The sequence below is a fragment of the Poritiphilus flavus genome (assembly GCF_009901585.1).
Taxonomy (GTDB): domain Bacteria; phylum Bacteroidota; class Bacteroidia; order Flavobacteriales; family Flavobacteriaceae; genus Poritiphilus; species Poritiphilus flavus.
Map to the genome: position 1 here is coordinate 586,692 of NZ_WXYO01000005.1, position 16,065 is coordinate 602,756.

A 16,065-nucleotide genomic window follows, 5' to 3' on the forward strand; every position below is an offset into this window, starting at 1 on the left:
GAAAAACAATGTGCAGGATGTTGCGCGGTCTGAGGTGTTTGGAAATTCCAGAGCACCCTGCGTACTATCCATACCCATTTGTGATCTCCAATCTTAGCATGAGTGCCAGGATCCCTGAAGCGGGATTTGGGATACACTCTTCCCATTATTCAATGATGGTCGATTTAAGATCGATCGTTTTATACAAATACCCTGATCTATTATGAGAACAATGTACTTTACGGGCCTGAAGTGGCTTGCACTTACCTTTTTCACCTGCCTTTGTGTGACCGGGGGCCTGTTTGCCCAAAGCCAATTTATCACCACCTGGGATACAACCAATCCTGGTACATCCGATGGGAATTCTATTACCCTGCCATTAATCGGAACCTACGATGTGGATCTAGGTGCCGATGGCACCTATGAACTGCTGAGCCAGACAGGGACCATTACCATTGATATTACCACCTACACCGACCCCAACACCCGAAATAATTATACGGCCGGGGAGATACAGATTGCAGTTCGTAATGCTGTCTCCGGAACAGGAACACTGTCCAGGATATATTTCAACAATACGGGCGACAAACAGAAGCTGCTTTCGGTGGACCAATGGGGCAGCAGCATTGCCTGGACCTCTATGTCGGGAGCATTTTACGGCTGTACCAATCTGGATATCAAAGCGAGCGACGCTCCTGATCTAAGTGGTGTGACCGATTTAGGCAATATGTTCCGCTGGTGTACATCACTTACTGGAATGACAGGCTTCTCCAACTGGAATACATCTAAGGTGACCAGCATGTACTTCATGTTTGACCGTGCAAGCAAGTTTAACGGGGACATCAGTTCCTGGAACACGGCTGAGGTTGCCAATATGCAAGGTCTGTTCAATGGAGCAAATGCCTTTGACCAGGAAATCGGTTCCTGGAACACCAGCAAGGTGAGCAGCATGCGTGAGATGTTACAGAATACAACCGCCCTTGATCAGAACCTCGGGCAATGGGATTTGGGGCAGTTGTCCGATGGCTTCGCTATGTTAAACGGTACTGGGCTCTCCATAGCCAATTGGGACGCAACCCTTATCGGTTGGCATAGTCAGGGCTTTACCAACAGCGTCGACATCTGGGCCTCCGGCCTGGTCTACTGCGAGGCCGCTACAGAGCGTGCCGCGATGACGAACTTCAACTTCGCCGGTGACAGCCTGGAAGCAGACCCTCCTACAGCGGTATGTCGGGAAGCGACCTTGCAACTGGGTACTGGCGGTACGGCCACCCTGGATACGGCTCTTGTGGATGACGGTTCCAGCGATGCCTGTGGGGATGTCTCCCTGGAAGTATCAAAAAGCAGCTTTACCACCGCCGACCTTGGGGCCAATACAGTAACCCTTACGGTAACCTCCGACAAAGACAGCAAAACAGACAGCTGTGAGACTACGGTTACCGTGGTGGATTCCACAAGCCTTTTTGTGACTACCTGGAACACCAGCAACACCGGCACCTCCGATGGCAATTCCATCACTATACCCGCCCTGGGGACCTACGATGTGGACCTGGGCAATGATGGCAGTTATGAGCTATTAGATCAAACGGGCTCCATTACTGTGGATGTGACCGCTTATGGCTATACGGCCGGTCAAATACAAGTGGCCCTTCGCAATGCCATCACGGTGAACGGGACCGGAACCCTGAATGGGATACAGTTTAACAATACGGGTGACAAGCTGAAGCTGCTTTCCATAGACCAATGGGGTAGCGCCATAGCCTGGAGTACCTTGTCAGGTGCATTCCATGGCTGTGCCAACCTGGAAGGAAAGGCCAGTGATGTTCCCGACCTGAGTAATGTGACCGATATGTCCAATATGTTCAACGGCGCAAGCTCTTTTAACCAGGATCTGGGTAATTGGGATATCGGGCAGTTGACCAATGGCACCGGGATGCTCAATGGCAGCGGGCTTTCTATGGAGAACTGGGACGAGACCCTAATCGGTTGGCATAACCAGGGTTTTACCAATACGGTCACAATCGGTGCCACAGGGCTGGTCTACTGCAGGTCCGTTACCGAGCGTACCGCGATGACGACCATCAGCTTTACCGGTGACAGTATGGGAACTCTCCAGCCAACGGCCGCGTGCAAGCCTGCAGTTTTGCAACTGGGTAGCGGGGGCACAGTCACTTTGGATGTTTCCCTTGTAGATGACGGTAGCGATGGCTGTGGAATTTCGCTGAGCCTTTCCAAGAGCAGCTTTACTACAGAAGACATCGGTGCCAATACGGTCACTCTATCCGTGACCAACGGTAGCAGTACGAGCAGCTGTCAGACCACCGTTACCGTTGTGAATCCTGGGACTTTTGTTACTACCTGGAACACCTCCACCACTGGTCCATCTGATTCGAACTCTATTAGCATTCCCGCCTCAGGAACTTACGATGTGGATCTGGGTAATGATGGCAGCTACGAGTTGCTGGACCAAAGCGGGTCCATTACCATAGATGTAACAACCTATGGCTATACGGCAGGGCAAATACAAGTGGCCCTTCGCAATGCGGCTTCGGGAGCCGGGAACCTCAGCGGTATAGCTTTCAATAATAGAGGCGACAAGCGGAAGCTGTTTTCAGTAGACAATTGGGGAAGCAGCATCTCCTGGAGTACTATGGAGCGTGCGTTTTACGGCTGTATCAATTTGCAGATCAATGCCACAGATGCTCCGAATCTAAGCAATGTAACCAATATGAGTTACATGTTCCGGGATTGCATTTCCCTTACAGGAGCGAAAGGCTTCTCCCATTGGGATACAAGCAATGTTACCAATATGGAAGAAATGTTTAGGAGCGCATCTGCCTTTGATGGGGACCTCAGTGGCTGGAATACCAGTAGTGTAACCAATATGAGTTACATGTTTGCCCTTGCGAGCGTCTTTAGCCAGGATCTCAATTCCTGGGACACCAGTAGCGTGCTTGACATGAGTGGAATGTTTAGCGCAAGCGGTTTTAACGGGCAGATCGGTATGTGGAACACCAGCAGCGTGACTACCATGAGCAGCATGTTTGCCGCTGCGAAATCCTTTAATGGGGACATCAGTGGCTGGAACACCAGCAGCGTTACCAATATGAACTATCTGTTTCAGTTCGCGGAAGCCTTTGACCAGGACCTGGGTGCATGGGACATGAGTAATGTGACTCAAGGCAGGGAAATGCTCTATTTGGCAGGGCTCTCCGCTGCGAGCTGGGACGCCACAATCATCGGCTGGCACGCCCAGGGCCTGACCAACACCGTGACTATCTGGGCCAATGGATTGGAATATTGTACGGCTGGCACCGAGCGTGCCGCGCTGACCCTGAACATTATTAATGACGCTAAGGAGACTACACCACCTACTGCTGAGTGCCAGGCTACGATACTCCAGCTGGCTGCCGATGGTACGGCAACCCTGGATACGGCTTCCGTGGATAATGGCTCAAATGACCCTTGCGGGGATGTTGTCCTGGCCTTATCAAAGGTTGACTTTGTGACCTCAGATATCGGTGAGGAGACCGTTACCCTAACAGTGACTGACCCCAATGGGAACGAAAGCAGTTGTACGGCTACAGTTACAGTAGTTGCCTATCCAACTAGTGCTTTCATTACAACCTGGAACACAACTAATTCCGGTACGTCCGATAATAACTCCATTACCATTCCTGCCACTGGGACCTATGACGTGGATGTGGGCAATGACGGTACCTACGACTTGTTTGATCAGTCCGGGACTATAACTGTTAATGTGACCAATTATACTAACCCTACTACCAGTAGTAACTATACGGCCGGGGAAATACAGGTAGCCCTGAGCAATGCGGCCACTGGGAATGGAAGTCTGACCAGGATTCATTTTAACAATGGGGGTGATAAGGATAAGCTGCTTTCTGTAGACCAATGGAGTACCGGGATAGCCTGGAGTACCATGGAGGATGCGTTTTTGGGCTGTACCAATCTGGAGGTCAAAACGGATGATGCTCCTAACCTGGGCAGTTTGACCAGTATGGCCGATATGTTTAACGGTTGTACCTCACTTACCGGTTCAATGGGCTTTTCTATCTGGAACACGGCCAGCGTGACTGATATGGCGGGTATGTTTTCCGGTGCTACCTCTTTTAATGGTGATATCGGCGAATGGGACACCAGCAGCGTGACCGATATGAGCAGTACATTTAACGGTGCAAGCGCCTTTGATCAGGACCTGGGTAACTGGGATATGGGACAGTTGACCAGCGGTGTAACTATGCTCAACAATAGTGGTCTCTCCATAAGCAATTGGGATGCCACCTTGATAGGTTGGCAGGACCAGGGCTTTTCGAATACTGTAACCATTGGTGCCTCAGGCTTAGAATATTGCAAGGCCGTTGCCGAGCGTACCAGCCTGAACTCCGGATCTTTTAACGTTAGCAGTGATACCTTGTCAGATGCCACGCCTACAGCGCTGTGTCAGCAATCTGTGTCACTCCGGCTGACAAACGATGCGGCCACTTTAACAACCGACCTTGTGGATGACGGCAGTGATGGCTGCGGGGGCGTTTCATTGGAGTTGTCAAAGAGTAATTTCACGAATTCCGACATCGGTGACAATACGGTGACCCTTACAGTAACTGCTGGGAATACACAGACGTCAACCTGTACAACCACGGTGACAGTGTTGGCAACTACGCCATCCGCCAGTGTTTTTGTAACAACCTGGGACACCACCAAATCAGGTTCGTCCACGGACACCTCTATCACCATTCCCGCTACGGGGACTTACGATGTTGACCTTGGTAATGACGGAACCTATGAGTTGTCAGACCAAACGGGGTCTATTACTCTGGATATCGCCACCTATGGCTATGCTGCCGGGGAAATACAAATAGCCCTGCGCAATGCCAGCTCGGGTAACGGAACCCTGAGTAGATTTAAGGGTGGAGGTGCCAAGCTACTTTCAGTGGACCAATGGGGTAGCGCCATCTCCTGGAGTACCATGGAGGATGCATTTAGAGCTTGTGGCAATCTTGAGATTAAGGCTGTTGACGCTCCCAACCTGGAAAATGTGACTAGTATGCGATTCATGTTCGCGGCCTGTACTTCGCTTACAGGGACAACAGGCTTCACCACCACCTGGAACACCTCCCAGGTGACAGACATGGTAGGGGTGTTCGATGGAGCAACTTCCTTTAATGGGAACATTGGTTCCTGGGATACGGGCAGTGTGACCACTATGAGCGCCATGTTCGATGGGGCAACTTCCTTTAACCAGGATATCGATTCCTGGAATACAGCCAGTGTAAAAAATATGGAAGCCATGTTCATAAATGCGACCGCTTTTGACCAGGACATCAGCTCCTGGAATACAGCCAGTGTAACCGCGATGGATTATATGTTCTATGGCGCTACCGCCTTTAATCAGGACCTGAACTGGAGCGATACGGGAAATGTGAGTAGTATGGAATACATGTTCCAGAATGCCACCGCCTTTAACGGGGACCTCAGCGGTTGGGACACAAGTAGTGTAACAACTATGTGGAACATGTTCTATAATGCCACTGCTTTTAACCAGGACATCAGTTCCTGGAATGTGGCCAAAGTATACGATATGGAAGGCATTTTTTACGGTGCAAGTGCCTTTAATCAGAATTTGGGTGCATGGGATATGAGTAGTGTGGGCATTGGCGCGGTCATGTTCAACGGTACCGCACTCTCCATAGAGAACTGGGAAAACACAATCAGCGGTTGGTACGATCAGGGGTTTACTAACGGGCCCACCATCGGCGCAGGAGGTCTGAAATATTGCGCGGTCGCAGATAAACGGGCCGCGATGAGCTTCAATTTTGTAGGCGATACCCCGACAAGTTTGCCGACGGCGAAGTGCAAAACGGCAACGATCCCAATGGGTCACAACGGTACGGCGACCTTAATCGCCGACCTCGTGGACGATGGTTCCACCCATTCCTGCGGATCCTTCTCCTTGAGCGTATCTCCGGCTACTTTTGATACCGCAGGGGTAAACACGACCACCCTGACCGTAACCGACGTCAATGGCAATACAGGGACTTGCGAAGCCTCAGTGACCGTGGAACCCTATCTGACAAGCACATTTGTCACCACCTGGGATACCAGCAAATCAGGCAGCTCAGATGCAAACTCCATTTCCATCCCTGCCACAGGTACCTACGATGTGGACCTGGGTGATGATGGAACCTTTGAACTGCTGGACCAGACTGGAACCTTAACTGTGGATGTCACTACCTATGGCTATACCGCCGGGGAGATACGGGTTGCTCTTCGCAACGCCATCTCCGATGCCGGGGGCCTGACCAGGATACTATTCAACAATGGAGGCGACAGGCAGAAGCTTCTGTCCATAGACCAATGGGGTAGCGCCATAGCCTGGAGCTCCATGCAGGGAGCATTCTGGGGTTGTACTAATTTAGAAGTCAATGCGACTGACGCTCCCAACCTGGGAAGCGTTACCAATATGGTCGATATGTTTTCCGAATGTATCTCACTTACAGGGACCAAGGGCTTCTCCAACTGGAACACGGCTAATGTGACGAATATGGCCTGGGTATTTTATAAAGCAAGGGCCTTTAACGGGGATATCAGTTACTGGAACACCAGCAATGTGACCGGTATGAACGGGATTTTTTGGGAGGCACGGGCCTTTAACGCGGACATAAGCTCATGGAATACGGAAAAGGTGGCAAACATGGCAGGTATGTTTCTAAATGCACTCTTGTTTAATCAGGACCTAAGCTCATGGGAAACATCCAATGTGACCACTATGGCCAACATGTTCAATGGAGCATGGGCCTTTAACCAGGACATCGGTAGTTGGAATACCAGCAAGGTAGGGAACATGTTCAATATGTTCAAACAGACAAGGGCCTTTAACCAGGACATAAGCGCTTGGAACACAAGCGGCGTGAAAAATATGAGCGAAATGTTTAATAATGCACAGGGTTTTAACCAGGATATCGGTTCTTGGGACACTGGCAATGTGACTAATATGTCCAATATGTTTAACGGTGCGGGCGCCTTTGACCAGGACCTTGGGACCTGGGACCTGGGGCAGTTAAGCAATGGTACCGATATGCTCGCAAACAGTGGGCTGTCTATTGCCAACTGGGACAACACGCTTATTGGCTGGCATGGCCAGGGCTTTACCAACACAGTCACAATCGGTGCCTCCGGCCTGGTCTACTGCACGGCCACGACCGAGCGCGCCGCACTGACCCTTAACATTACCGGAGACAGCGCGGAAACCACTGCCCCGACGGCAGAGTGCAAGCCCGCGGTCCTCATACTGGACGCTAATGGTACTGCCACCCTAACGACAAGTCTTGTGGACAACGGCTCCAGCGATGCCTGCGGAGACGTTACCCTGGAGTTATCAAAAAGCAGCTTTGAGACCACCGACCTGGGTGTGAACACGGTAACCCTTACGGTGACCGATCCCAACAGCAACACAAACAGCTGTACCGCCACAGTAACTGTGGTGGATATTGCAACGGGAGTATTTATAACCACCTGGGAGACGAGCAACACCGGCACTTCCGACGGGAACTCCATCACTATTCCTGCCATAGGGACCTACGACGTGGACCTGGGTAATGATGGCACCTATGAACTTTTGGACCAAACCGGAACACTGGTTGTGGATGTCACTGCCTATAGCTATACAGCCGGAGAAATACAAGTGGCCCTTCGTAGCGCCGCATCTGGTACCGGGTCCCTGACCGGAATACAGTTTAACAATACCGGCGACAGCCAAAAACTGCTTTCCGTGGACCAATGGGGTAGCGGTATAGCCTGGAGCAGTATGGAAAAAGCATTTTACGGCTGTACCAATCTGCAGTTAAAGGCGAGCGACGTCCCAAACCTCGGCAGCGTAACCGATATGAGTTACATGTTTGCAGGAGCGAGTACCTTGAACCAGGACATTGGTTCCTGGAATACAAGCCAGGTAACCGATATGTCAAATATGTTCAACGCCGCAAGCGCCTTTGACCAGGATTTGGGCGAGTGGGACCTCGGGCAGCTAACCACTGGCGTTGATATGCTCAATGGTAGCGGGCTCTCTGTTGCCAACTGGGATGCCACACTGATCGGCTGGCATGCCCAGGGTTTTACAAATACCCCGATTATCGGTGCTTCCGGACTCGTCTATTGTACAGCCGGTACACAACGTACCGCGCTTTCACTCAGTATTACGGGTGACAGCGCCGAAACCACCGCTCCTACACCCCTGTGTAAGTCAACCATGATCCGACTGGGTTCGGACGGTACAGCGACCCTGGATACAGCTTCGGTGGACAACGGTTCTAACGATGCCTGCGGGGACGTTACCCTCGAGTTATCTAAAAGTGACTTTACATCTGCCGACATCGGTGTGAACACGGTTACCCTTACAGTGACTGACCCTAATGACAATACAAACAGCTGTGAGGCCTCGGTGATCGTAGAAGATCCAGAAAGTTTATTTATCACCACCTGGGATTCCGGTAATTCCGGCTCGTCCGATGGGAACTCTATCACCCTCCCTTTGACCGGCACCTACGATGTGGACCTGGGCAATGATGGCACCTACGAATTGTTGGATCAAACAGGCATTACCATCATAAATGTTACCGACTACGGCTATTCCGCCGGGGAAATTCAAGTTGCCCTTAGCAATGCGGTATCCGGGGCCGGAACCCTGAGCGCTATACAATTCAACAATGTGGGCGATAAACAGAAAATAATTTCTGTGGACCAATGGGGAAGTAGCATATCCTGGACTACAATGGAAAAGGCGTTTTGGGGATGTAGTAATCTGGAAGTTTTGGCGACAGACACGCCAGACCTGAGCGGCGTCACTAATATGTCTAGTATGTTTTCCGGATGTAGTTTGCTTAACATGGACCTGGGAGCCTGGGACCTTGGGCAGTTGACCAATGGCGTTGCTATGCTGAACAATACGGGGCTCTCAGAGGAGAACTGGGACAATACGCTGATCGGCTGGCACAACCAGGGCTTTACCAACACGCCTACCATCGGCGCCACCGGACTGATCTATTGTACGGCCGGTACGCAACGTGATGCACTGAGCTTCAACATAACTGGCGACAGCGCAGAGATCCTTCCGCCAACAGCAGCGTGCCAAGAGGTAACGCTGCAACTGGATGCCAACAATACAGCCACCCTTACCACCGCCCTTGTGGACAACGGTTCAAGCGATACCTGTGGGAACGTCTCTTTTGGCCTGTCCAAAAGCAGCTTTACGATCGCCGACCTTGGTGATAACACCGTAACGCTTACAGTGACCGACCCCAATGGCAACACAGCCACCTGCCAGACCACGGTGACTGTGGTAGATTTCGAGAGCCTGTTTTTGACCACATGGAACACCGGAAATTCCGGCACCTCTGATGGGAACTCCATTACCCTTCCTTTGACAGGATCCTATGACCTGGACCTCGGCAATGATGGCAGCTATGAGTTATTGAACCAAACTGGCCCTATTACAGTGGATGTGACCAATTATGGCTATAACGCAGGGGAAATACAAGTGGCCCTTCGCAATGCCATTACCGTGAGCGGTATAGGAGCCCTGACAGGGATACAGTTTAACAACACCGGAGATAAGCTAAAGCTTCTTTCCGTAGACCAGTGGGGCAGCAGCATAGCCTGGAGCAGCTTGTCCGGAGCATTTTACGGATGTTCGAATCTGGATGTCAAGGCGACCGATACCCCCAACCTGAGTGGCGTGATCAGTATGGCCAATATGTTTAACGGATGTACCTCACTTATTGGTACAACAAGTCTATCCTCCTGGAACACCACTGGTGTAACCAATATGTCCGGTATGTTCAACGGGGCAAGCAATTTTGACCTGGACCTGGGCAGCTGGGACCTGGGACTGCTGACCAATGGTACCGCTATGCTCGACAACAGCGCGCTTTCCATGGCTAGTTGGGACGCCACATTGATCGGTTGGGAGGCCCAGGGCTTTACCAACAGCGTAACCATCGGAGCCTCAGGATTGGTCTACTGCACGGCAGCAGTAGAGCGGGCAGCAATGACGACCTTCAGCTTTATAGGCGATAGCGTGGAAACTACTCCGCCGACGGCACAGTGCAGGGAAACGACGATTCGACTGGGAACCAGTGGTACGGCCACCCTGGAAGCCACCCTTGTAGATGATGGATCCAACGATGCCTGTGGAGCCGTAACCCTGGAAATATCGAAGAGCAACTTTACAGCCGCCGAAACCGGTTCGAATACGGTGACCCTTACGGTTACCGACTCCAACTCCAACACAGCGAGCTGTGAGACCACAGTAATTGTGGAAGACCCCGAAAGTGTATTTGTTACTACCTGGAACACAGGAAATTCTGGCACATCAGACGGGAACTCCATCACCATCCCAGCCATAGGGACCTACGATGTAGACCTTGGCAATGATGGCAGTTATGAGCTATTGAACCAAACAGGGACCATTACCGTAGATGTTACTACTTATAGTTATACGGCCGGGCAAATACAGCTGGCCCTTCGCGATGCCATGACTTCAAGCGGGACCGGAACCCTGACTGGAATCCGGTTCAATAATGCGGACGATAAAGAGAAGCTCCTGTCTGTAGACCAATGGGGTAGTTCTATATCATGGAGTACCATGGCGAGCGCATTTTATGGTTGTTCCAATCTTGAATTACTGGCATCGGACCTGCCCAACCTGGCCAATGTTACAAATATGAGCTTTATGTTAGCCGGCGCAAGCAGCTTTAATTCAGACATCGGTTCCTGGAACACCAGTACAGTGACCAATATGGCCAGCATGTTTAATGGTGCAAGCGCCTTTGATCAGGACCTGGGCAACTGGGATCTGGGGCAGCTAACAGATGGAGCTGCTATGCTCAACAACAGTAGACTCTCCCAGGACAATTGGGACGCTACGCTGATTGGCTGGTACAACCAGGGCTTCCACAATACACTTACAACTACTATAGGCGCCTCAGGACTGGAATACTGTAAGGCCATCACTGAGCGTAACGCCTTTGGCGTTAAGATTACCGGTGACAGTGTGGAATCAGACCCTCCTGATGCCCAGTGTAAACCTTTAACTGTGACACTTCAACCGGATACAGCTACCCTGGAGGCAGCTTCCCTGGACAACGGTTCCAGCGACGTCTGCGGGGACCTCTCCTTTGAGGTATCCAAAAGCAGCTTTACGATCTCCGATGTCGGCCCAAACACGGTTACCCTTACGGTAACTGATTCCAACGGCAATTCATCAACCTGTGAGAGCATAGTGACCGTGCTGGATAACTTAACTTTCGTCACCACCTGGGACACTACCAAGACCACGGACAATGTCACTTCCAATGCGAACTCCTTTACCATCCCCGCCTTCGGGACATACGATATAGATCTGGGTGCCGATGGCAGTTACGAATTACAGGGCGTGAGGGACGAAATTACCGTAAACGTGACCTCTCATGGCTATACCGCGGGGGTGATACAGGTGGCCATGCGCGATGCTTCAGCCCCCTCAAACATGAGGCTGCGGGGGATACAGTTCAACAGTAGGCTCCACGGTGGGGACCACGATAAGCTACTTTCGGTGGATCAATGGGGCAGCTCTATATCCTGGACTAACTTAGCGGCTGCATTTTGGGACTGTACCAATATGAACGTTCTGGCGACCGACGCACCGGATCTGAGCAATATAACAAATTTGACCAGTATGTTTCATGGTGCAGCTTCCCTTAACGCGGACTTTAGTTCCTGGGATACAAGCACCATAACCCAAATGACCTATATGTTTGCTTTTGCGTCTTCCTTTAACGGGGACATCAGTTCCTGGAATACAAGCAATGTGACCAGTATGTTCAATATGTTCTGGAATGCAACCGCCTTTGATCAGGATATCGGTGCCTGGGACACGAGCAAGGTGACCCGCATGAGCGGTATGTTTCGGGAGGCACCCGCCTTTAACCAGGATATCAGTTCCTGGAACACAAGCAATGTAAGCGATATAGACTATATGTTTCATAGGGCAAGAGCCTTTAACCAGGATCTTGGGAATTGGGACCTGAGCCGTTTGACCGATGCCGAATATATGCTCGGTAGCAGTGGGCTCTCCATAGAAAACTGGGACGCCACGCTTATCGGTTGGCACGCCCAGGGCTTTACGAATAATGTCACTATTGACGCCGGCAACCTGGTTTACTGTACAGCCGGAGCTCAGCGTACTGAGCTAAACAACGGCCCCTTCAAAGTCACAGGCGACAGTGCGGAAACTACCCCGCCCACTGCCCTTTGCCAGCAGGCGACCATTGAGCTGGACGCTCTTGGAGCAGCGACCCTGGAAGCCTCTCTTGTAGACAATGGTTCCAACGATGCTTGTGGAGACGTCTCTTTGGGCCTATCCAACAGCAGTTTTACAACCTCCGACCTCGGTGATAACACCGTCACCTTGACCGTGACAGACCCCAACGGCAACACAGATGCCTGCGAAGCCACAGTGACGGTGTTAGAGAACGTGGTACCCACAGCCCGATGTAAGGACATCACCGTGGAATTAGACGCTACAGGCAATATAGGCATCGACCCGGATGATGTGGACGATGGCTCTTCAGACAACGGTGGCACGGTATTCCTTTCCCTGGACAGGATCAGCTTCGGCTGTTCCGATATAGGGTCACCGACAGTAACGCTTACCGCAACTGACGCCGTCGGGAGTACAGACAGTTGTACAGCCACGGTAACCGTACAGGATAAGACTGCCCCTGTTGCCTTGTGCCAGCAAGCTACGATCCGACTGGACGCCATTGGTAACGGGACCTTGAATGCCTCAGTTGTGGACGCCGGATCCAGCGATGCCTGTGGGCTTTCCTTGCGTGTGGCCCCGAGCAGCTTTACGACTGATGACATCGGCGCGAAAACAGTTACCCTTACGGCGGAGGATAACAGCGGCAACATCGCCACCTGTGAGACTACTGTAACTGTGTTGTCTTTCTCAGCACCTATAGCGATCTGTAAAGATATTACTGTACAACTGGATGCTTCGGGCAGCGCGACAATTGCAGCCACAGATGTAGATGACGGCTCATCCGATGCGGATGGTATTGCGTCCTTTGCCCTGGACAAGGACACCTTCGACTGCTTCAATTTGGGACCGAACACCGTGACCCTAACGGTGACTGATACCAAAGCACACGTTGCCACCTGCACCTCCACGGTAACTGTAGGCGAAACCACCGCCCCTACGGCGAGCAATCCGGCGCCAGTGAGTGTACAGTGTTCATCTGATATTCCTGCTTCGGACATCACTGTAGTAACCGATGAGGCGGACAACTGTACAGCAAACCCAACGGTGACCTTTGTTAGTGATGTTAGTAATGGGAACAGTAATCCTGAGGTGATTACCCGGACCTATAGGATTACTGACGAAGCTGGGAACAGCATCACAGTAACCCAAACAATCACAGTTCATGATACCACTGCTCCTACGGCAAGCAACCCGGCAGCGATAAGCGTACAATGCCCATCCAATGTCCCTGCCGCGGACATCACTGTAGTGACCGATGCAGCGGATAACTGTACCATAAATCCAACGGTGACCTTCGTAAGTGATGTAAGCGACGGGAATAGCAACCCTGAGGAGATCACCCGTACTTATAGGATTACCGACGAAGCCGGCAATAGCTCAACGGTAACCCAAACCATCACCGTAAATGATACTACGGCTCCTACGGCGAGCAATCCGGCAGCGGTGAGCGTACAATGTTCGTCCGATATTCCTGCTGCGGATATTAACGTAGTAACGGATGAGGCGGACGATTGTACAGCAAGCCCCACGGTGACCTTCGTAAGTGATGTAAGTGACGGCAACAGCAACCCTGAAGTTGTCACGAGGACCTATAGGATTACAGACGAAGCTGGGAACAGTACTGACGTAACCCAGACCATAACGGTAGAGGATACGACCGCCCCAACAGCGAGCAATCCGGCACCGATTAGCGCAGAGTGTATCCCGCCAACTGACATTACCGTTGTGACCGATGAGGCGGATAACTGCACGACGAATCCAACAGTGACCTTTGTGAGTGACGTTAGTGATGGCAATAGCAATCCGGAAACTATTACAAGGACCTATAGGGTTACCGATGAAGCGGGGAACAGTACTGACGTAACCCAAACGATAACGCTAAGCGATACAAATGCGCCTACGGCCAGCAATCCACCACCGGTGAGTGTACAGTGTGCATCCGACGTCCCGGTTCCGGACATCTCGGTGGTGACCGATGAGGCGGATGACTGTACGCTTAACCCAACGGTGACTTTTGTTAGCGATGTAAGTGATGGTAATAGTAACCCTGAGGTGATCACCAGGACCTATAGGGTTACCGATAGGGCGGGGAACAGTACTGATGTTACCCAAACGATAACGATAAACGATATTACCGCTCCTACGGCGAGCAACCTCGTACCGATCAATGTTCAGTGTAGTGCTCCGGCACCAGACATCGGGCTAGTGATCGACGAAACCGATAATTGTACACTTAACCCTACGGTTACCTTTGTTAGTGATGTGAGCGATGGGAACAGCAAGCCCGAAGTAATCACGAGGACCTATAGGGTTACCGATGAAGCGGGGAACAGTACTGATGTTACCCAGACGATCACGATAAACGATACCACGGCCCCAACGGCCCTTTGCCAGGAGGTAACAATTGAACTGGACGCCAACGGGGAAGCCAACATTACGGCTGAGCTTGTGGACAATGGTTCCAGTGATGCCTGCGGAAGTGTAAGTCTGGAGGTATCCCCTAGCGGTTTTACGATCTCCGATCTGGGCCCGAACAGGGTGACCTTGACAGTTACCGACAGTAACGGCAATATTGCAAACTGTCAGACCACAGTTACTGTGGTGGACGATACGGCCCCTACGGCCCTTTGTAAGGACATCACTGTGGAGCTGGACAGCACAGGCAGTGCAACCATCGCGGCAACGGATATAAACAATGGCTCGTTTGATAGCAATGGCGGTACAGTGTCACTCGCCCTGGACAGGGTAGATTTTGGCTGCTCCGATGTAGGAGAGAACCCTGTTATCCTCACCGTTACGGATGAGGGCGGGAACACAGCCAGTTGTACGGCTACGGTAACAGTTCTGGACGTGTCCGCACCTTTGGCACTTGCTACCAACAACGGACCGATCTGTCAGGGATCTGCTTTGCAATTGAACGAGATCAGCGGACTTGGTACCTCATGGTCCTGGAGCAGCGATGGAGATGCTGTTTTTAACGACCCTGACATACAAAATCCTGAGGCTACCCAGGTCTCGGACGGAGAGGAATTCTTTGTAACCGTCACCCTGGCAAATGGCTGTACCGTAACAGGCACCACCACGGCCTTTCTTTTGGAGGCCCCTGTACTGGAAGCGACGGGCGAACAGGAGTTCTGTATTTTACAAAACCCTACGGTATCGGATTTGGTGGCCTCAGGTAACGGTACCATACGCTGGTATGAGGATGAGAACAGCAGCACGGAACTGGCAAGCGATATGCTACTTGTAGACGGCAGCTTGTACTACGGGGCTTTAGAGGATGATAATGGATGTATATCAGAGCGGATTGAAGTCGTAGTAAGGATCACAATGAGAGACTGCGATGAACTGCCCGAAGCGGACAAACGTGGGTTTTCCCCCAACGGTGACGGAGTCAATGATACGTTCTCTATTTCCTGGTTAAGGAACGATTACCCTAACTACAGCATGTCAGTTTACGATCGCAACGGCTCCCTGGTGTACGAAGGGAATATCAGTACACCGGACTGGGACGGTAGCGCGGACCGTGGCGTTGTACTTGGTGATGGCAAACTACCTAACGGGATCTATTACTACACCATAGACTTTGGGGACGGAACTACACCAGCTGTTCAGGGGGTAGTCTATCTGAACCGATAAAAAGCGAAAAATGATGAAACATGTTTCAACAGATAGCTGAATAACAAGTAGAGCTCCAGGCATTGGCTCCATATACCTTAATGAAGCAGGTTTATGGGGCCGATGGAGCTTTGACTACATCTGAACCT

General features: G+C 51.4%; 1 protein-coding gene. It reads left to right on the forward strand.

The window, feature by feature from the left end; all coding sequences use genetic code 11:
- Positions 1-202 precede the first annotated feature (202 nt).
- Entirely contained in the window at positions 203-15,937 is a 15,735-nt protein-coding gene (locus GTQ38_RS12805) for a BspA family leucine-rich repeat surface protein (protein WP_161435916.1), read from the forward strand.
- The last annotated feature ends 128 nt before the right edge of the window (positions 15,938-16,065 follow it).

Bases quoted from the DNA above. Each gene is read 5' to 3' on its own strand.
- GTQ38_RS12805 (WP_161435916.1), top strand. From the start codon at position 203: ATGAGAACAATGTACTTTACGGGCCTGAAGTGGCTTGCACTTACCTTT.